The organism is Autumnicola aciditolerans, from assembly GCF_041679265.1.
Classification (GTDB): Bacteria; Bacteroidota; Bacteroidia; order Flavobacteriales; family Flavobacteriaceae; genus Autumnicola.
The window spans coordinates 92,976-113,271 of sequence record NZ_JBGFSM010000014.1; the positions used below are offsets into that span (position 1 = coordinate 92,976).

The following is a 20,296-nucleotide window of genomic DNA, read 5'->3' on the forward strand; positions in this document are numbered from 1 at the left end:
AAATTATAAATCATTACCAGCTATTCCCGAAGGCTTTCAATATTGTTGTTAACAAATTAATCAACAGGCGTTGCTAGGGATTTAACTTATTTAAGACGTCAATAATAATGCCACATCCTTCCCGTATTTCTTCTTCAGAAATGGTGAGGGGAGGAGTGATTCGTATGGCCCGTTTTTCAAATAAAAGCCAAAAGAGAATAAGCCCTTTATCTTTACATTGCAGAATAACTTCATTAGCGATGTCTTCAGTCTCCACAATGGCTGCAAGCATAAGACCCATGCCTCTTACCTCTTCAATAAGAGGATGCACCAGCAGCTGCCTGAACAATTTTTCCTTCTGAAGCGCCGCGGCCATTAACCCCGTGCCTGTGATTTCTTTTAACGTGGCCAGTGCGGCAGCGGCAATTACGGGATGCCCTCCAAAAGTGGTGATATGACCCATTTTAGGGTTGTCCATAAGCAAATCCATTACTTCTTCTGAAGCAGCAAAAGCGCCAACGGGCATTCCGCCACCCATGCCTTTTCCCAATGCCACGATGTCTGGTTCGACATTAAAGTTCTCAAAGCCAAAAAGTTTGCCCGTTCTTCCAAATCCGGGCTGGATTTCATCTAATATCAGCAAGGCTCCTGTTTCTAAACATTTTTGTTTTACCTTTATCAGGAAATCTTTCTGCGGAAGAATAAATCCTGCACCTCCCTGAATAGTTTCCAGGATTACTGCCGCGGTTTGATTACTAATTTTTTCCAGGTCTTCAAAACTATTGAATTTCAGAAAAGAAATATCGCCTATCAACGGCCTGAAAGGTGCCATACGCTCCTCCAGGCTCATCAGGCTAAGAGAACCCATGGTATTGCCGTGATAAGCATTTTTAGCGGCGATAATTTGAGTTCTTCCTGTTGCCCTTCGGGCAAGTTTAAGAGCGCCTTCAATAGCTTCAGTGCCAGAATTGGTAAGATAGGTCTTGCTTAATTTCCCCGGAAGGTTTGCTGCCAGGAGCCTGCTGAATTCTGTGGCTGGTTCCTGGGCATATTCCCCATAAACCATTACATGCATGTACTTTTCAGCCTGTTCCTTTACCGCATTAACCACCGCCGGGTGGCAATGCCCAAGCGAGCAGGCAGAAACACCGGCCACAAAATCCAGATGCCTGCGCCCGTCTGTGGTGTAGATATAAGATCCTTTTGCCTCCCGCACTTCCAGCCCCAGGGGGTGCGGGGTGGTCTGTGCCTGATATCTTAAAAAGTCATTTTTCAATCTTCGTCTTCATTTTTAGTTGCGCTTTGTAGAAGTTGAGCAGCAGCTTTATTAACCTGCAGCGAGTCCCGGGAGGAGGGGACGGTATCCCTTGAATTTTTCAGATTTTGCTGTATTTCTTCTTCCAGTCCGCTTTTGGTGGAATCCTGTGGTTTTTCATTCTGAAGGTCTTCCGGGCTTAACCTTGAATTTTCATTCAGCAGCAAATCTTCTTCCCTTTCATCAAAAAACTCCTCCTGTTCCTCCGGAAGGGGAATTCCTTCAATTTTCACTAATTGCGGAAGCGGCTGACCTGCAAACAAATCTTCTTTGGTCATAAGCCGTTCCTCGCCACGCCAGTTAAAGCCGTTTAGCTCCCGCTCATTAACAGGGAAGTCCTCTTCAGGCGTGGTGGAACCTTCAGGATTGGTGAAATAATAAATATCTTCAATTTTCCTGTTATTCAGCAGAATTCTGATAGAACTGGAAACGGCGCGATTAATCCCAATAAGCTCCTGCTCGTCATTTCGCATGTAATTGAGCGTTTCAGTATTTTTGTTGATATCTACCTGGTAAATTTCGTTATCCCTGAACAGCCCAACCAGTTCCATGCCTTTCACCTGGTTGTAGCCTTCAATGGTGTCTTTTTGTATCAGGAAAGCGTTGTTAAAAACCAGCAGGGAGTCCAGTTTTTCAGTTTCAGGATTACTTTTAAGATGGATAGTATCCCCGGTCATCTGGCTTTCGCCAGACCACAGCACCGGGCTTCTTCTTTTGCTAATGGAGGTTACGGGGCCAGAATTTAAATTAATCAGTTTGGTAAGGCCGGTTTCCTGGTCTACATATATGGAGTCGCTTTTCCCGCTCATGTTGGTTTTAAATAAGCGTACATCATAAAATCCCCTGATGATCCTTTTATCGGGTTTCCCCGTGATCATTAAAGTGTCACTATGTATAAAAACCGAGTCCTGGTCCTGAAGGGTCGCGGCCACGGGACGTTTGGTTATGATAACCGAATCCCGGTCCCGAAAAACTTCAGCATAATGCCCGGTGACCACACTGTGGTTAATAGTATCTGTCACTTTTATATTATTGGTGGCAGAGGCAAAATTCCTGCTACGGTCAAAGTACAGACTGTCTCCTTCCACAATACGATTTTCGTAATCTATGCGCGAATTCTTTACAAAATATCCCATATCTGCCCGGGTATCATAGAATCCACGTTCGCAGTACACGGTGCTGGTTTCACCTTTTATAACCGTGGGCCCATAAAAAAAAGCATGGCCTGTTTCGGAGTACATGTCCATCTGAGTAGAAGTGATCTCGTATTCAGGATTGGTGATAACCACTTTGGAAACAAAGGAATATTTGTCATCTGCCATATAATACCTGCCAATACGGCTGGTAAGAACATAAGCAGTGTCTATTACCTTACCGCCGCTGCGGTAGTAGGCCTGCTGCTTCATGCGGTCAAAGAACAAGGTGTCTGTTAATAAAGTGGTTTGAGGCCGCTTCATCACCACATCGCCACTGGCAAAGGCAAATTGGGTGGTCCCGTTATACTCCGCATATTTGCTGGACATACTTACCGTATCCCCCTGTTTCATCCTTACGTTACCAAAAGCTTTAAAGAAATTGGCCTCATTATAAAATACCGCATTATCACACCATACCTCAATTCCCTGATGGGTAAAATGTACCTGGTCTTCTACTTTGCTTAAAATAATAGCACCCGGATATTTTTCCTCATTCTTAACCTGGCGGTCACTGGTATAATCTATTTTTTTAGCTTCCTGAGCGTAACCCGATAAAAGCGGAATAAAAAGGAGAAAAGACAGGATGAGAAACAGATTCTTCAAATGGAAAATTTTGTGTAAAAATAGGGAAAATCAATGGAAGAATAATTGCCCTTTTCACGAGACATTTTACATTAATTGCAGAAGCAAAGAAGAAGAGGGGATTTTAATTTTCATAATCTCTCTCCTTTTATTTTGTTAATGAATCGTGAAAAAATAAAAAATAATGTAAAAATTGGCAGTTTTTAATAGTTTATAGTTTCCTTTAGGAAAACATTAACTCGTGTTTAAAAACTCTCTGCGGTTTCACTTCGTAAGTTTAAGCGTGAACTAAAAATTTTAATTATGAAGAAACCAGTTGTAAAGGTCGATTTTCAAGATGAATCGCCAAAAAATGGAAAATTTAAATCCCGGAGGAGATTTATAAAACTAGGAGGACTTGCTTTTGCAGGTTCCAGTTTTTTGATGTACTCCTGTAGTGAAGATGACGATTTTAACCCGGCAGGACAGGAACCTGACCCTATGGAGCCAGAAGAACCAGAAGAGCCAGAAGAGCCAGAAGAGCCGGAAGAACCTGCAGCTTTTGATCTTGGAAGCGGAAATATAGGTGTTTTTAACTACGCTTATGCTTTAGAACAATTGGAGGCGGCTTTCTATACTGAAGTGGTGGCTAATTTTTATTCTGGGGCTATGGATGTAGATGGTGTATCTGAGGAAGAAACACTCACGGATATTAGAAATCACGAGGTGATTCACCGAGAGTTTTTTAAAACTGCCATTCAGGGCTTAGTGGATAATGGAACGATTACACAAGATCAGATGCTACCTGAACTTACTTTTGATTTTTCAGGAGCTGTAGATTTTTCTAGTAGACAATCTGTTCTTGAAACAGCACGGCTGTTAGAAGATACTGGTGTATCTGCATATAATGGTGCAGGTAGTATTATTACTACTCCGGAATACTTACTTCTTGCCGGTAAAATTGTTTCGGTTGAAGCAAGACACGCCTCTGCTATTGCTGATTTATTAGAACCGAATACCACTGCGTTTGCTCGGGATGGAGTATTAGTGGCGTTAAGAGAAGGGGGAGACCCGGCTTACGATAAAGCTCAAATGCCTTCAGAAATCTTACCAGCTGTTGTAGGACTTGATATTATTGAGGAAGAATTTACTGCGACTGAGTTACCATAAACTCAATTAAATTATTTATCAACTTTAAAAAACAATTATGAAATTTATAAAGCTTTTAGAAAATTTAGCTGATAAAGAATCTCTCGCGGCAAATACTTCCAGAAGGGATGCTTTTAAGCAATTTAAAAATATAGGTAAAGATGTAGCACTCGCTTCTATTCCGTTTGGTTTGGCAGCTACTAGTTCCAAAACTAAGGCAGCAACTGCTGCAATGAGTAGTGCGATGTTTCAGGCATCTCCAACAGATGTATTGAATTTTGCACTTACACTGGAATATTTAGAAAGAAATTTCTATCGTATGGCTTTAGATACAGACGGTCTGATTCCAGATGAACACAGGGATGTTTTTGCTCAAATTTCCAAACATGAAGACGATCATGTGGAGTTTTTAATGGGTGCATTAGGTGATGATGCTATTGCAGAACCAACTTTTGATTTTACCGGAAAAGGATTGAATCTTGATACCTTCTCAAACTATCAAACTTTTCTAGCCTTGTCTCAAGGTTTCGAGGACACTGGAGTAAGAGCCTATAAAGGCCAAGCTGGTGCTTTAATGGATGACGACAATTTGTTAACGTACGCTCTTCAAATTCATTCTGTTGAAGCTCGTCACGCTTCCCAAGTAAGAAGGATGCGAGGAGAGAAAGGGTGGATTGTTCAAAATAATACAACTATTCCAGATGCCTTTGCAGGTATATATGCAGGAGAACAAAATACAGAGCAAGGAGGTGTAGATCTTGCTGGAATGTTTGATGATTTTGGAGGAAATGATGCAATAACGGCAGCATTTGACGAGCCATTGACTATGGATGAGGTAAATGCTATTGCTTCCAATTTTATTGTAATGGATAGTGACGGTGAAGATAGCGAAGATTAGATAAAGTTCACAAAAACTGTTATAAAGGAAAAGGCTGTTTCGAGAGAAACAGCCTTTTTTAGATTTTTAGATCTTTAGCAGAAATCAACGCTAAAGTTTAATGGTTTGTTTCCTATCCGGTCCTACGGAAGCAATTGAAACAGGAACCTGTAATTCTTTTTCAAGAAACTTTACATATTCATTGAATTCTTCAGGCAGTTCTGAAGCTTCTGTCATTTTAGTCAAATCTGCCGCCCAGCCTTTCATTTCAGTATAAACGGGGGTCACATTTTCAGCTTCAATATTAAAAGGGAGGTGTTTAATTTCTTCGCCTCTGTAGTTATAGGCAGTGCAAATTTTAAGGGTCTCGAATCCGCTCAATACATCTCCTTTCATCATGATAAGCTGCGTGATACCATTTACCTGTACGGCATATTTTAATGCCACAAGGTCAAGCCATCCGCATCTTCTTGGCCTTCCGGTTGTGGCACCAAATTCATTGCCCACACGCCCCATGGTTTTACCATCTTCATCAAAAAGTTCAGTAGGGAAAGGGCCACTGCCCACCCTGGTGGTGTAAGCTTTAAAAATTCCAAAGGCTTCTCCTATTTGTCGCGGTGCCACTCCAAGACCTGTGCAGGCACCGGCTGCAGTGGTGTTTGATGAAGTAACAAAAGGATATGTTCCAAAATCTATATCCAGTAACGAACCCTGTGCACCTTCAGCTAAAATAGTTTTACCTTCTGCCTGCGCTCTTTGAAGATAGTCTTCACTGTCTATAAAGGTTAATTCTTTCAACACTTTTACAGAATCAAAGAATTCCTTTTCCAGTTCAGCAAGATTATATTGAACATCTACGTTATAGAATTCAATCATTTTTTCATGCTTATTGGCTAAGGACCGATATTTATCTTCCCAGTCATCCAGTTCCAGGTCTCCCACCCTTAAACCGTTTCTTCCGGTTTTATCCATATAAGTAGGGCCAATTCCTTTAAGGGTAGAGCCAATTTTGGCTTTTCCTTTGGAAGCTTCAGAAGCTGCATCTAAAAGGCGGTGGGTAGGCAGTATAATATGTGCCTTTCTGGAAATTAGCAGGTTGGTTTTATAATCAACTTTATGCTTATCCAGGTTTTTTAATTCTTTATTAAAGATAACGGGATCAATAACCACCCCGTTTCCAACAAGATTAATAGTGCCGGGATGAAAGATTCCTGATGGAATTGTGTGTAGCACATGTTTTTGACCATCAAATTCCAAAGTATGGCCGGCATTTGGCCCTCCCTGGAATCTCGCTATAATATCATATTTTGAAGTGAATACATCAACAATTTTTCCTTTTCCTTCGTCGCCCCACTGGAGCCCGAGAAGTAAATCTACCGCCATTTAATTTGGGTTATTGGGTTCTTCTTTTTTGTTGCCGTAAAAATATAAAGAATGTTTGGTAATCTCTATATCAAAAACCTCTTCTATGGTTTTTTTAATGGACTGTATGCGGGGATCGCAGAATTCTATTACTTCTCCGGAATCTGTAAGAATAATATGGTCGTGATTCCTGTCGAAATAAGATTTTTCGTACTGGGCCTGGTTTTGGCCAAACTGGTGCTTTCTTACCAGTCCGCAACCCAGCAGTAATTCTATAGTATTGTAGAGGGTGGCGCGGCTTACCCGGTATTTCTTATTCTTCATTTTAATATAAAGCGACTCTATATCAAAATGATCGTCATTGTTATAAATTTCCTGGAGTATAGCAAAACGTTCAGGTGTCTTTCTATGCCCTTTATCTTCCAGGTACTTGGTAAATACGTTTTTCACGACCGCCTGGTCGTTTTTATTTACAACTTTTTTACTCATAATTCTTCCTCCAAAAACAAATGTATAGGATTATTCACGGGTAACCTTATCTATGCCGTTAATTTTTTTGAGCCGGTTAATGATCGTGTTAAGAATGGAGTTATTTTTTACCACAAGTGTAATTCTGCCACTAAAAATACCATCTGAACTTTCAAAATTGATATTTTTCATGTTCACGTTCATGTTGCTGGAAATCTCTTTGGTGATTTCGCTTACCAGGCCAAGGTTATCAATCCCGGTTAATCTTATCACCGCTTTAAAATCCTGCTGGGAGCTGTCTATCCATTTTGCCGGGATAATTCTGTAGGCATAATTGCTCTGCAGCTGGATGGCATTGGGGCAGTCTTTTTTATGCACTTTAATCCCGTCACTCACCGTTACAAAACCAAAAACATTGTCTCCGGGAATGGGATTGCAGCAGCTGGCCAGTTTATAGTCCAAAGTTTCATCCTGGTCTTTTCCAAAAACAAGCTGATCATACTTCGCAGTAATTTCATCTTTGTTAAGGTCTTCAGCAATAACAGGCTTTTTGATCTTGCTTTTTATGTAGCTCACAAGAGCGTTGCTTCTGGAAGAGGCAAATTCCTTAATTTTTTGATTGTCTATTTTCCCTATTCCCACACGATAGAATAGATCCAGGCTGGTTTTAAGATTGAAAAAAACCACCAGCTCATTAATGGTTTTTTCATTGAAAGCGATCTTTTGTGATTTTAGTTTCCTGTTAAGGATTGCTTTTCCTTCTTCTGCAATCTCTTTTTTCTCATCCTTAAGGGAAGATTTTATTTTGGCGCGTGCCCTGGCGGTATTGGCGTAATCCAGCCAGTTAATATTAGGCTTGGCATTTTCAGAAGTAATTATTTCTACCTGATCCCCGCTTTTGAGTTCATGACTTAGCGGCACGAGCTTATTGTTAACCCTGGCTCCACGAGTGTGGCTGCCAACTTCAGTATGAATACTAAAAGCAAAATCTAAGGGCGTAGCGCCTTTAGGCAGGGATTTTAAATCTCCCTGCGGGGTGAAAACAAAGATTTCCTTGGCATAAAGGTTCAGTTTAAACTGTTCCACGAAATCCACCGCGTTTACTTCGGGATTTTCCAGGGCTTCCTGCAAGCGGTTCAGCCATTCTTCAATTCCCTGGTCTTCCTGCACATTTCCCTGTTTGTATTTATAATGAGCCGCATATCCTTTTTCAGCAATTTCATTCATGCGTTCACTCCTTATCTGTACCTCAACCCAACGCCCTTTAGGACCCATCACGGTAATATGCAGGGCTTCATACCCGGTAGATTTAGGCGAGGAAATCCAGTCCCTTAAGCGGGTGGGATTTGGGCGAAAGTGATCTGTGACAATAGAGTAAATCTTCCAGGCAAAGAATTTCTCATCGTTTGGGCTGCTTTTGTAGATAATCCTGATGGCGAATTTATCATAAACCTCATCAAAACTTACGTTTTGCTTCTGCATCTTCCGGTGAATGGAAAATATAGATTTTGGCCGGCCTTTTATTTCGTATTTAAAGTCTTCCTTCTGAAGGGAATCTTCTATAACCTTTGTAAACTCCTTAATATAAGCATCCTGTTCTTCTTTGCTTTCCTTGATTTTGGTAAGGATGTCCTGGTAAACTTCCGGCTCGGTGTATTTCAGGCCAAGGTCCTCCAGTTCAGTTTTAATATTGTAAAGCCCAATACGGTGGGCCATAGGGGCATAAATGTAAAGGGTTTCCGAAGCAATCTTCACCTGCTTGTCTGGCCGCATGGCATCCATGGTTTGCATGTTGTGCAGGCGGTCTGCTATTTTTATGATAATCACCCTAATATCGTCATTTAGGGTGAGCAGCATTTTCCTGAAGTTTTCGGCCTGCAGGGAAACATCCTTATCTTTTTTAAGGCTGGAAATTTTGGTAAGGCCATCAACAATTTTAGCCACGGTCTCGCCAAACATATTATTGATGTCCTCCAGGGTGTAAGGAGTATCTTCCACCACATCGTGCAAAAGTGCCGCAGCAATGGAAGTTGCGTCAAGGCCAATTTCTGAAGCCACTATTTTTGCGACCGCGATTGGGTGGAAAATATAGGCCTCGCCAGATTTACGCCGCTGGTCTTTATGCGCGTCCACGGCCGTATCAAAAGCAGAACGAATGAGTTTTTTATCCTCATCGGTAAGGGTTTGGTAACTTATACGCAGGAGCTCCTTGTACTGCCTTGCAATATCCTTGTTCTCCTTCCTGATTGCCGCTTCTGTCATCATTTTTTAAAAATACAATTAAGATTATAAAGAAACAACTACTCCAGCCCTCTTAGATTCCTGTATCGCTGCAATAGCGTAGGGTGGGAATAGTGCACTTTTACATAGGCTTTATGGGGAGTAAGGTTGCTAAGGCTGTTTTTGGACAGTTTTTTAAGGCTGGAAACCAGGAAATTCCCGTTGTAGGTATTCCGTGCAAAATCATCAGCCTGATATTCAAATTTTCGGGATAAATAATTCATTATAAAACCTGTTAATTCTGAAATGGGGCTGTATAAAATCCCGAAGGCTACGAGGCCAATATGAAAACTCGCATTTTCCACTCCCAATGCCGCCGAAAGTTGAGGGCTTCCCACAAAAAGGGACAGCAGCCAAAGCGTAAATCCCGTAGTTAAAATTGAAGCAGCCATATTCACAATTATATGGTTCTTTTTGTAGTGCCCCACTTCATGGGCGAGCACGGCCACTATTTCTTCCTCTTCAAGATCATTAACCAGGGTGTCATAAAGCGTGATTCGCTTTTCACTTCCAAAACCGGAAAAATATGCGTTGGCTTTGGTACTTCTTTTAGAACCGTCTATTACAAAAATATTGTCCAGGGTAAAGCCAACACTTTGGGCATATTCTTCAATTTTGGTACGAAGAGAGCCTTCCTGTAGCGGAGTTTGTTTGTTAAATAGCGGCACGATTAGTTTTGCATAAAACATATTCATGAAAATGGCAAAAACCGCCACCAGAATCCAGGCGTACCACCAGAAGTTATCCCCGGCAAACTGGTAAAACCAGATGATGAGGGCAAGAATCCCACCGCCAATAATGGCCGTCATAAGCCATCCTTTAAGCTTATCCAGAAGAAATGTTTTTTTTGAAGTTTTATTAAAGCCATATTTTTCCTCGATCACAAAAGTGCTGTACCAGGAAAAAGGCAACATTAATATGTCGCTTCCAAACATTATAATTCCGAAGAAAATAAGCGCGATAAGAATAGCATTATCGCTAATGCTCCTGGCAATTTCGTTTACAAAGGCAAACCCGCCAAAAATGATAAAAGCCAGCGTAAGCAGGACTGAAAATGTTGAAGTAATTAATCCGAATTTATAGCGCTCCTTTTTATAGCGCTGGGATTTTTCATACTCTTCAGCATTGTAAACATCGTCCAGCTCTTTGGGAACAGGATCATCAAAATGCCGCGCGTTAAGCGTGTCCAGGATTTTATCAAAAATAAAGTCGATAATAATAATTCCTATAATAATGTAAAATAGCGCTTCTGAATTCAATTGCTTTTCTTTTTATTTTAAAAACTACATTTTTCCTTTCTACAGTCTACAGTCTACAGTCTACAGTCTACAGTCTACAGTCTACAGTCTACAATCTACAGTCTAATATCTAAAACCTCGTTGCCTTTTCGCCTCAAAAATAAGGATTCCCGCGGCTACCGAAACATTCATGGAATCTATTTCTCCATGCATGGGAATAAGAATATTCTGAGTTGAATTTTTCAACCATTCTTCACTTAACCCCGTAGCTTCCGTGCCCACAACTATTGCAGTGCTTTTAATGAAATCTACTTCAGCATAACTTTTAGAAGACTGTAAAGCGGCAGCATAAATGTTGATATTTTGTCGTTGCAGGAACTCAATAATTTCAGCCGTACTGCCGGTGGCGATGGTATTTGTAAATATGCAGCCTACGCTAGACCTTATGATGTTAGGATTGTACAAATCGGTTCTGGGATTTGCTATTAAAACCGCGTCTACGCCCGCGGCATCTGCCGTCCTTAAAAGCGCTCCAATATTTCCCGGTTTTTCAGGTGCTTCAGCGACTAAAATTAATGGCTTTTCTGAAGAAATTTTCAGCGATTCCAAAGTGAGGTGTTTGCTTCTGAAAACTGCAATAATTCCCTCTGTGCTTCCGCGATAGGCGATTTTATTATAAACTTCAGAAGAAATCTCAGTGATTTCTGAAGGCAAAAGAGCATTTCCTGTTAAAGAAGTAATTTCTTCTGAAGAAAACAGTGGCGGGCAAAAATAGATTTCCTCCAGGGAAAAGCCTCCTTTTATAGCCAGGCGGGTTTCCCTTATACCTTCCACTAAAAAAACACCTTCTTTTCTCCTGTTACGGGATTTTTCCTGCAACTGAAGCAGGCGTTTTACTGCCGAATTCTGTAAGCTGCTGATTTTTTTCTGCATGGAACAAATATACAAACTGTACCACAGTAAAGGTAGCGTTTATGATGCCGGAATTAATTTGTGGGGGCATTTTTCAAAGCTATTGCTTATTTTTTGATCAAACTGATTCACAGTATTTTAAAAGATAAAATTTTAAAATCTGAAGCCTAAAATTTGTAATTTGTAAAATAAATTGGGGCAATTATGAGAAATAACAAAAAAGAGAGGGTTTTACACTTAAAAAATGCTGCCGCAGTGATCACTTGTTTTATGGCCGCTTTGCTACTTACCGGCTGTTCACAAAAAATTACTTTCCCAGGATCTAAAGTAATCCCGGCGGCAGAGGCAAAGCTTAATGTAGATAAGAACAGCAATGATAACTATAAGCTGGAGCTAAGAATAAAGAATATCGCAGATCCTGAAAGGCTTAGCCCTTCCAGAAAATATTATATTGTCTGGATGGAGACCAGGAAAAACGGCACCATTAAAATGGGCAATTTGAATGTAAACCGAAAAAACCAGGCAGAGCTGGATTATTCCACCCCTTATAAGCCTGAACGGGTTTTTATTACCGCAGAAAATAATCAGAATACTTCCAGCCCTTCCAGAAAGGTGGTACTTAATTCAGGAAAAATCTGATAGTAAGGATTCATGGAAAAAAAGCAGCCCGGAATATTCTAAGCTTTGCTCCAGGGATGCAATCCAGGAAAAATTGCATTTGTGTTCCCAGAGAAAAAAGAATATGCCAGGCTGTTCTTTATTATTTTGAAGATTCCTGCTGGTCTTCGTATTTGTTCATATAACGATGCCAAAGCTCGGTTTGATGAGTTTCCAGGCTTACATCCCGGCCCTGGATAAATGCATGGCTCAGGATATTGGTTCTCATATCCAGTGCATCCCCTTCAGAAATAAAAAGGGTGGCATCCTTTCCTTTTTCCAGGGTGCCCGCTGTTTGGTCTATTCCCAAAATTTTGGCGTTATTAGAAGTAATGAGTTTTAATGCCTCCTCCTTATCCAAACCAAATGCTGCTACGGTGCCCGCATAAAATGGCAAATTACGGGTGCTCATCCTTTCCATGCTGCCGCTGCTTTCCAGGCCTACCAGTAAACCTTTATCGATTAGTAGTTTTGCCAGTTTGTAGGGCATGTCATAGTCTTCATCCTCTTCTTCAGGAGTACGGTGTGGGCGGTTTACCAAAATGGAAATATTGTTTTTCTTAAGCTCATCTGCCAAAGGAAGTGCCTGGTTGCCACCTACAATTACCATTTCGTCCAGACCCTGGTCTTTTTTGAACTGTATCACATCGCTGATTTCTTTCTCTCCGTCTACATGAATAAAGACCTTTTTCTTGCCGTTAAAAACATCTTCCATGGCAGAGTAGGGGAGGTTTTCAATTTTCCTGTCACCGTTAAGGTAGGCTTTTGCAGCTGCAAAAAAATCTGAAAGTTCAAGAACTTCATTTGGATATTCCTTGTTTTCTTTCATGCCGCGTTCTTCGCCTTCCCACCAGCGGCCCCTTCTAAAGCTGTCTGGCCAGTTAATGTGGAGGCCGTCATTTTCTTTCATTACGGCATCTTCCCAGTTCCAGGCATCAAACTGTACAATTGAGGAAGTTCCTGAAATCCTGCCACCGCGAGGAGTGATCTGACCAATAAGCACACCGTTTGGACGCATGCTTTCCACCACTTTACTTTCAGCATTGTAGGCAATAAGGCTACGTACATTGGGTAGCATGCTGCCAATTTCATCTTCGTCGTCACTGGCCTTTACCGCATCAATTTCTACCAACCCAAGGGTGGAGTTTGGCGCGATAAATCCCGGGTAAACATGTTTGCCCTTGGCATCGATTATTTTTCCCGGATACTGCATTTTGGTGCTGTTAGCGGGCATAATCTGGGTGATCTTTCCATCCTTAAAGATAATAAGGCTGTTTTCTATTACCTCGCCGTTTCCAATATGTGCTGTGGCCCCAACAATAGTTACCGGCTCGGTTTGCTCCGGCGCGGGTGTTTGCTGCGCGCTCAGATTTCCGTAGAAGGAAATAAGCGCTGTAATGAATGTTATTTTTAAAAATTTCATTTCTTAAATTTTAGTGGATTTCTTCCAGCGTGTTGCAATGAATACGTGTTTCTTCTTTTTTGGTAACGGGTTGGGTTTTTACGCCCTCATTTCTTGCCTCCAGCATTTGAGTGATCAATTTGCTTCTCTCCTGCTCAATCTGTTTTCTCATTTCCCGGTCACGTTCAACGTCAAAATAAACCACTCCTTCAATCATCGTTTTTTCAGGTTTGGCGTATATGGAAAGCGGGTGATTGTTCCAAAGCACCAGATCTGCATCTTTGCCTTCCTTAATACTTCCCACTCGCTCATCTATATGGAGGAGTTTCGCGGGATTAAGGGTTACGAACTTCCAGGCTTCTTCTTCAGAAACTCCACCGTATTTCACGCTTTTCGCAGCTTCCTGGTTGAGCCTCCTGCTCATTTCAGCATCATCACTATTTATGGCAACGGTAATGCCCTGGCTGTGCATAATGGCAGCATTATAAGGAATAGCATCATTTACTTCATATTTATAGGCCCACCAGTCAGAAAAAGTAGAGCCGCCAACGCCGTGCTCCTTCATTTTGTCTGCCACTTTATAGCCTTCGAGAATATGGGTAAAGGTATTGATCCTGAAATCAAAAGCTTCTGCCACCTTCATAAGCATATTAATTTCACTTTGAATGTAGGAGTGAGAAGTTACAAAGCGTTCGCCGTTAAGGATTTCCACCAGGGTTTCCATCTCAAGGTCTTTTCTAAAATCATCGGCTCCTTTGGCTTTTTCGGCCTCATAAGCTTTTGCGCGGCTAAAATAGTCCATAAAAACCTGCTCCACACCCATCCTGGTTTGTGGAAAACGCACATTGCTGCCCCAGTTGGACTGCTTCACGTTTTCACCCAAAGCGAATTTTATAAATTTAGGGGAATTGTCGTAGATCATATCTTCAGCATCTTCTCCCCATTTTAATTTTACAATGGCAGAACGCCCGCCAATAGGGTTTGCGGAACCGTGAAGAATCTGCATGGAAGTCACGCCACCGGCCAAATCATAATAAATGCCAATGTCGGTAGGGTCTACCACATCTTCCATGGTCACCTCTGCAGAAGAGTTCTGTCCGGCTTCATTAATGGCAGAAGCAGCCAGGTGGGAATGTTCATCTATAATCCCGGCAGTAAGATGTTTTCCTGTGGCATCTATAAGCTTTGCACGGCCGGCATTAAGGTTTTTGCCTACTTTGGCTATTTTACCGTCTTTTACCAGCACATCTGTATTTTCCAGGGTACCTTCTGCTTCGCCGGTCCAGACCGTGGCATTTTTAAAAATAACGTCCTGTTGTTCAGGCAATTCTGTAAATCCGTAAGCTTTATTTGGGAAGGTGACTGGCACCACTTCATGATGATCCTGATCTTTCTCTTTTTTGTCTTCTTCTGAATTTTCTGCTTCGGAAGATTTTACAGCCGTGAAGGATGTTTCTGTACCATTCGGAAGAATGGCCTTACCGGAAATCGCATCTTTTTCCGAAGGAACATTTGCCACCAACCGGATAAAATCTGTTTTAGTGGTATCTGGTGAAGAAAGCAACAGGTTCATCCAGTTGTCTTCAAAACTCAGTTTAGAACCTATTTTGGTCTCGCCAAGTTTCACTTCTGCTTTAGGACTGGTGGGTTCTCCGGTAATATTAAGCGTGTAAGAATTCCCGTTAAGCTTCAGGTTGTATTCCCCCGCAATGGGAGTAATGTCCATATCCTGGATAATTGCCCGTTTCCCCTGTACCCAGTTTTCATAAAGGCTGCTCTCCTCATCAAAATAATCGCCTGAAGTGATAATAAAGTTAGCCCAGGCGCCTTCCTTTATTTCTCCCAAACGCCCCTCTTCGCCAATAACTTTTGCCGGAACGGTGGTTAAAGCAGCAAGGGCGTCTTCTTTACTAAGCCCGTAATCAACTGCCTTAAGCAGGTTTTTCCTGAAGTCTTTTTCAGCATCAAGGCCTTTTGTGGTTACCGTAAACGGTATTTTTTGATCTGCCATCATTTTTAAATTGGCAGGCGCCTGGTTCCAGTGTTTCATATCTTCCAGGCTTACATACTGTGCCATAAAAGGATTTTCCACGTTGTAAGCATCAGGAAAATTTAGCGGAACGATGTAAGTGGCACCGCTGTTTTTTACTTTATCCAGGCGTTCATATTCATTTCCACTGCCTAGAATCACATATTGAATACCAAATTCATCCCCTATTTTATCGGCACGAAACTCATCGAGTAAATTGTCTGTGGAAAATATCTGGACCAGGTTTTTGTTATTGTTTAGCGCTTCCAGGGCAAGATCTGTATTAGCTGAATTTCCCTTGGCGTACCAGCTGGCATCCAGATAAACCTGCCTTAGCAACGCCATGGCCCCCATAATGGACGTAGGGTACACCTGGCGGGACTGGACACTCTTGTCAAAAGATAAGTATTGCGCAGAGCGGTCTTTTAGAATACGGTCTCCTTCAGTACCTTCAGGATTTAGAGCCACAAGGCTTCCTGTACCGCGAATGATGCCATCCGGCACATGGGTGTTTACCACACCAAAACCTGCTTTATGCAGTTTGGTGGCACCTTCTTTGTCATAACTTAATTGTGCCACGGCATCGGTTTCCGGGCGAATATGGTCGTTCCAGTAATAACCTTCCCTGCCTGCGTCATATTGGGGCTGGTCACTGTTGCTTTCAGCACGCTTGGGTTTTGGGATCCCAAAGTCGCTGTAAAGGTCTATAAAGGAAGGGTAGACTTCTTTTCCTTCAAGGTCTATCACGACACTATTCCCCGGTACTGAAATGCTTTTGCCAACAGCGGTGATCTTCCCATCCCTTATGGCAAACATTCCATTTTGGATTACTGAAGAAGGGTTTACGTGAATTCTGGCATTTTTGAAGACGGTGTAGTTGGTATTCCGGGACCGTACCCCGTCATTCTTTGGGAAGTATTCCTGTGCCCTTAGCTGGATTGCCATGAGCAAAAGGAAATACACCATTAGTTTTAATTTCATATGAGCAATGATTTATAAAGGGTGAATTTAAGAAGCACTCAATTTAATAAAATTTTAATAAATGTGGCTATAGCTGGAACTGGGTCTCTGGGTCTTCAAAATAATTCACCAGGAGCGCCACCACATAACTGTAGCTTTTCATCCCCTCTGCCTGGTTGTTGGCAATGAGGTAATGATTGTAAAGCATTTGGAACATGGGTTCAAAAGGATTTTGATGAGCCATCCAGAATTCCTGAACCTCCCTGTAGTTGGCCAGGATGCCTGGATGAATGCTTTCCATAATTTTTTCAGCCCTCATGCTATCCCTGTTGTACAATTCATTAAGGCAGTAGCTAAGGGCAAAGGTGAAGCCGGAATATCTAAAATATGGATCGGGATGGTTCATTGTGGCAAGGCAGGCAATGAAGTTCGCTTCATTTTCTTTGGCAAATCCCAACTGGTGACCTATTTCATGACTGGCCGTTGTGGGAATTTTATATGGAACAATGATGGTATTAACCTGGGCCTCATTTGTTAATGGGTTTAAGTAGCCATTAAAGCCCATATAGGTAAGTGGAATACTATACAAGGAACGCTTTAGGCATTCCCCGCGGTAGGTGAGTTCCGGAAATTGTTTGCTTATGTTCGTATAGCCCTTTACAGTAATTTCAAATAGTTCATTTTTATCATATGGCATATCAATTTTCACCGAATCATTTTCAGCAAGTTCAGAATGAATTGAATTTGATCTGGAGATAAGGCTTTCAGTAAGCTTAACCAGTTCTTCGGTGGTGTATTCATTATCTATACCCAGCGACTGGTGCAAAGGCAGCCGGTAGTAATTATAGCCCCAGAAAATATTGAAGCAGGCGTAGATTACTGAAAGCGTTGCAAATGCTTCCAATATCCATGTTTTGGGATTTTTAAACCTTTCGCGAATCCTTATTACCAGCCAGCGAATAACTGAAATCACTAAAAAAGCATATAAAAAATCCCCTATGGAAAATGGCAGAATCCCAAGGCTCATCCTCATAATCCTGGAAATTTCAGGATAAAGCATTTTGCTGTACCAGGTTTCCACGAAATGTGGGTAATTGGAAATGATTTTTATAAAAATGATCTGCAGTGGCAGAAGTAATGCCAGGATAAGGATAGATTTTCTCTTCACAAGCCTAAAATAGGATTATTTATTATGCTTCAAATTTTCGAACTTAGTCAATTACCAATACATTTGTGAATATACCAAAATATAAGACAATGAATGAAGAAATAAGAGCCCTGGAGCCTAAAGAATTATGGAATAATTTCGCCGATTTAAATGAAGTGCCCAGAGCCTCAAAAAAAGAGGAGAAGGTTATTAAGTTTATGAAAGATTTCGGCAAAAAGCTTGATCTTGAAACTTTGGTAGACGATACCGGGAATGTGGTGATAAAAAAACCAGCCACTGCCGGAATGGAAGATAGAAAACCCGTGGTGCTCCAGTCCCACCTGGATATGGTGCATCAAAAAAACAACGATACAAAATTCAATTTTGAGACCCAGGGCATAGAAATGTATGTAGATGGGGACTGGGTGAGGGCAAAAGGCACCACCCTTGGAGCCGATAACGGCCTTGGAGTGGCCACCATTATGGCCATTCTTGAGAGTAAGGAAATTCAACATCCCGCCCTTGAAGCTTTGTTTACCGTAGATGAAGAAACCGGGATGTCTGGTGCCAAAGGCCTTGATCCTGAAATGCTGCAGGGAGAAATACTGCTTAATCTGGATACTGAAGAAGATGACGAAATTGGAATAGGCTGTGCAGGCGGAGTGGATATTACGGCTATTCGGGAATATGAGGAAGAGCACACGCCGGATAATTCAATTGGATACCTTATAAAAGTAAAAGGACTAAAGGGTGGCCACTCCGGAATGGACATTATCAAAGGCCTTGGAAATGCCAATAAGCTGCTTACGCGGGTATTGTATGATTCTTATCGCGATTACGGCCTGCGACTGTCCAAGTTTAATGGCGGCGGCCTGCGCAATGCCATCCCCCGTGAAGCTGAAGCCCTTGTAGTTGTGGATAAAGCAGATATGGAACCGTTCCTGAATGAGAATATGATCCATATTGATGAAATTAAAGCCGAATACAAAAACCTGGAGCCAAATCTTGATATTAGTATTTCTGAAGCCGATGTGCCCGAAAATGTAATGAAAGTGGAAGACCAGCAGGATTTTTTAAAAGCGGTTTCTGCCGCGCATAATGGCGTGTACCGTATGAGCCCTGAGATAGAAGGCCTGGTGGAAGCCTCTAATAATATCGCTAAAATAGTAGCTGAAGAAGGTAGGGTAGAAATTAATTGCCTTACAAGATCCTCAGTGGAATCTTCCCGGGAAGATTTGGCCAACAGCCTGGAAGCGGCCTTTGAACTTGCCGGGTTTAAAGTGAAATTCTCAGGAGAATATCCCGGCTGGCAACCAAACCGTGATTCTGCCATTCTCAAGGTTGCAGATGAGATCTATCAAAAACTGAACAATGAAAAGGCTGATGTTGCCGCCTGCCATGCCGGCCTGGAATGTGGAATTATAGGAAGCCATTATCCTGAAATGGATATGATCTCCTTTGGCCCAACCATAAGGGGCGCGCATTCCCCGGATGAACGCGCCAGCATATCTTCAGCGAAAAAATACTGGACGTTTGTACAGGAAATCCTTAAGAATATTCCGAAGAATTGATCATAAATTCCTGAATAATAAATAAGTAAAAAGCCCGCGATCGCGGGCTTTTTTAGTTAAGAAATTAAAACTTTTATTCCTGAATATCAGTAAGCTTTATGCGGAATATAAGATCTGTATTTGGAGGAATTGGGCCCCTGCCGCGTTCCCCGTATGCCAGGTGGCTTGGGATAAATACAACGGCTTTATCGCCTACCTGCATTTGTTCCAGCGCCTGGTTAAATCCAGGAATCATGGGCGCGTCAGGCCCGTAAGGAATGTACATTGGCTGGTAACCGTTTTGTGCCGCACGCTGCTCATTAAAAGTGCCGGTTTTTTTAGCTACTTCTTCCACGTTGGTGTCAAAAATGCCGCCATTGGTATAGTATCCTTCATATAAGACACCAACCCGTTGCCCATTTTCAGGTTTTGGGCCTTCTCCTTTTTCCTCGAAATATATTTTCAATCCGCTGTCAAGAGAATCGGCTTTTTGCTCAATTTCGCTTAATTGCTGCGCAGTTTCAGCTTTTGCTTCTTCCATTTTCTTCGCAGCTTCCTCTTCTTCCGCTTTAATATTGGCAAGTTCTGTCTCAAAAGTCTCAGGCGCGTCAAAGTTTTTAGCCCCTTTTCCTTTCCTGATGATATTGATGGTGTTTATGGTCACATCTTCAGTAGGTTTGTCGCCCTGCCCTGTTTCCACTTTTCCAATGGCATCCACCACATCCAGTCCTTTTACCACTTTTCCAAAAACCGTATGCCGGTTGTTGAGGTTGGGGGTAGGGGCGAGGGTGATAAAAAACTGACTTCCGTTTGTGCCCGGGCCGGCATTTGCCATAGATAAAATTCCTTTGGAATCATGGCGCAGGCTGTCGTTAAATTCATCGGGAAAACGATAACCCGGGCCTCCGGAACCCGTTCCTGTAGGATCACCACCCTGGATCACAAATCCATCTACTACACGGTGAAAGGTAATCCCGTCATAAAATGGTTTTCCTTTGTAGGTGCTGTCTACCATGGGGTTAGTGCCTTCTGCAAGAGAGACAAAACTGGCCACGGTAAGCGGAGTTTGTTCATAATAAAGTTCAGCTACTATGGGACCTTTGGAGGTCTTGAATTCGGCATAAAGTCCGTCTTCAAGATCGGGATATTCATCATTGCAGGCGATAAAGGAAAATGCTATCGCAAATAAAATTAAAAGACTGTTTTTTTTCATT

The 20,296-nt window shown here is 42.0% G+C and carries 15 protein-coding genes; 4 read left to right on the top strand and 11 right to left on the bottom strand.

Annotated features, from left to right (window positions below):
- Window positions 1-73 precede the first annotated feature (73 nt).
- Entirely contained in the window at window positions 74-1,255 is a 1,182-nt protein-coding gene (locus AB8M93_RS14845; protein ID WP_373059073.1) for an aspartate aminotransferase family protein, read from the bottom strand.
- Window positions 1,252-3,093 carry an OstA-like protein gene (locus AB8M93_RS14850; RefSeq protein WP_373059075.1) on the bottom strand — a complete coding sequence of 614 codons (1,842 nt, stop codon included), beginning with the start codon at window positions 3,091-3,093 and terminating at the stop codon, window positions 1,252-1,254. The genes AB8M93_RS14845 and AB8M93_RS14850 overlap by 4 nt, the downstream gene beginning before the upstream one ends.
- 282 nt (window positions 3,094-3,375) lie before the next feature.
- On the opposite strand from AB8M93_RS14850, the gene AB8M93_RS14855 reads away from it, so the two are divergent.
- Together AB8M93_RS14855 and AB8M93_RS14860 are read left to right on the top strand one after the other, a co-directional pair.
- The gene (locus AB8M93_RS14855) at window positions 3,376-4,221 is read left to right on the top strand and encodes a ferritin-like domain-containing protein (protein WP_373059077.1); all 846 of its coding nucleotides are present in this window, start codon (window positions 3,376-3,378) and stop codon (window positions 4,219-4,221) included.
- 37 nt (window positions 4,222-4,258) lie between these two features.
- Window positions 4,259-5,098 carry a ferritin-like domain-containing protein gene (locus AB8M93_RS14860; RefSeq protein ID WP_373059079.1) on the top strand — a complete coding sequence of 280 codons (840 nt, stop codon included), beginning with the start codon at window positions 4,259-4,261 and terminating at the stop codon, window positions 5,096-5,098.
- A 90-nt stretch (window positions 5,099-5,188) separates the two neighbouring features.
- On the opposite strand, the gene AB8M93_RS14865 is transcribed toward AB8M93_RS14860, so the two are convergent.
- The 5 genes from AB8M93_RS14865 to AB8M93_RS14885 all read right to left on the bottom strand — a co-directional run bounded on the left by AB8M93_RS14865 (window position 5,189) and on the right by AB8M93_RS14885 (window position 11,358).
- Window positions 5,189-6,460: an adenylosuccinate synthase gene (locus AB8M93_RS14865; RefSeq protein WP_373059081.1), complete on the bottom strand. Its 1,272-nt coding sequence runs from the start codon at window positions 6,458-6,460 to the stop codon at window positions 5,189-5,191.
- On the bottom strand, window positions 6,461-6,928 hold the full coding sequence (locus AB8M93_RS14870) for a Fur family transcriptional regulator (protein WP_373059083.1): 468 nt from the start codon (window positions 6,926-6,928) through the stop codon (window positions 6,461-6,463).
- Window positions 6,929-6,958: 30 nt separating this feature from the next.
- Window positions 6,959-9,169, bottom strand: coding sequence for a RelA/SpoT family protein (locus AB8M93_RS14875; protein ID WP_373059140.1), 2,211 nt, complete (start codon window positions 9,167-9,169; stop codon window positions 6,959-6,961).
- A 38-nt stretch (window positions 9,170-9,207) separates the two neighbouring features.
- Window positions 9,208-10,446, bottom strand: a complete 1,239-nt coding sequence (locus AB8M93_RS14880; protein WP_373059085.1) for a M48 family metallopeptidase — start codon at window positions 10,444-10,446, stop codon at window positions 9,208-9,210.
- Window positions 10,447-10,548: 102 nt separating this feature from the next.
- Window positions 10,549-11,358 carry a TrmH family RNA methyltransferase gene (locus AB8M93_RS14885; RefSeq protein WP_373059087.1) on the bottom strand — a complete coding sequence of 270 codons (810 nt, stop codon included), beginning with the start codon at window positions 11,356-11,358 and terminating at the stop codon, window positions 10,549-10,551.
- Window positions 11,359-11,541: 183 nt separating this feature from the next.
- Between AB8M93_RS14885 and AB8M93_RS14890 the strand changes: the two genes are divergently transcribed.
- Complete coding sequence (locus tag AB8M93_RS14890) at window positions 11,542-11,976, top strand: hypothetical protein (protein WP_373059089.1); 435 nt, start codon at window positions 11,542-11,544, stop codon at window positions 11,974-11,976.
- A 121-nt stretch (window positions 11,977-12,097) separates the two neighbouring features.
- On the opposite strand, the gene AB8M93_RS14895 is transcribed toward AB8M93_RS14890, so the two are convergent.
- From AB8M93_RS14895 to AB8M93_RS14905, 3 genes are all read right to left on the bottom strand, one after another.
- Entirely contained in the window at window positions 12,098-13,417 is a 1,320-nt protein-coding gene (locus tag AB8M93_RS14895) for an amidohydrolase family protein (RefSeq protein ID WP_373059091.1), read from the bottom strand.
- Window positions 13,418-13,427: 10 nt separating this feature from the next.
- A complete protein-coding gene (locus AB8M93_RS14900) occupies window positions 13,428-16,406 on the bottom strand; it encodes an amidohydrolase family protein (protein ID WP_373059093.1) in 2,979 nt (992 codons plus the stop codon).
- Window positions 16,407-16,473: 67 nt separating this feature from the next.
- Window positions 16,474-17,553, bottom strand: coding sequence for a DUF3810 domain-containing protein (locus AB8M93_RS14905; protein ID WP_373059095.1), 1,080 nt, complete (start codon window positions 17,551-17,553; stop codon window positions 16,474-16,476).
- Window positions 17,554-17,642: 89 nt separating this feature from the next.
- Here AB8M93_RS14905 and AB8M93_RS14910 point away from each other — a divergent pair, with 89 nt between their 5' ends.
- A complete protein-coding gene (locus AB8M93_RS14910) occupies window positions 17,643-19,103 on the top strand; it encodes an aminoacyl-histidine dipeptidase (protein ID WP_373059097.1) in 1,461 nt (486 codons plus the stop codon).
- Window positions 19,104-19,176: 73 nt separating this feature from the next.
- Here the strand turns inward: AB8M93_RS14910 and AB8M93_RS14915 are convergent, their stop codons facing one another.
- Window positions 19,177-20,295: a peptidylprolyl isomerase gene (locus AB8M93_RS14915; RefSeq protein WP_373059099.1), complete on the bottom strand. Its 1,119-nt coding sequence runs from the start codon at window positions 20,293-20,295 to the stop codon at window positions 19,177-19,179.
- Between the last annotated feature and the right edge of the window lies 1 nt (window position 20,296).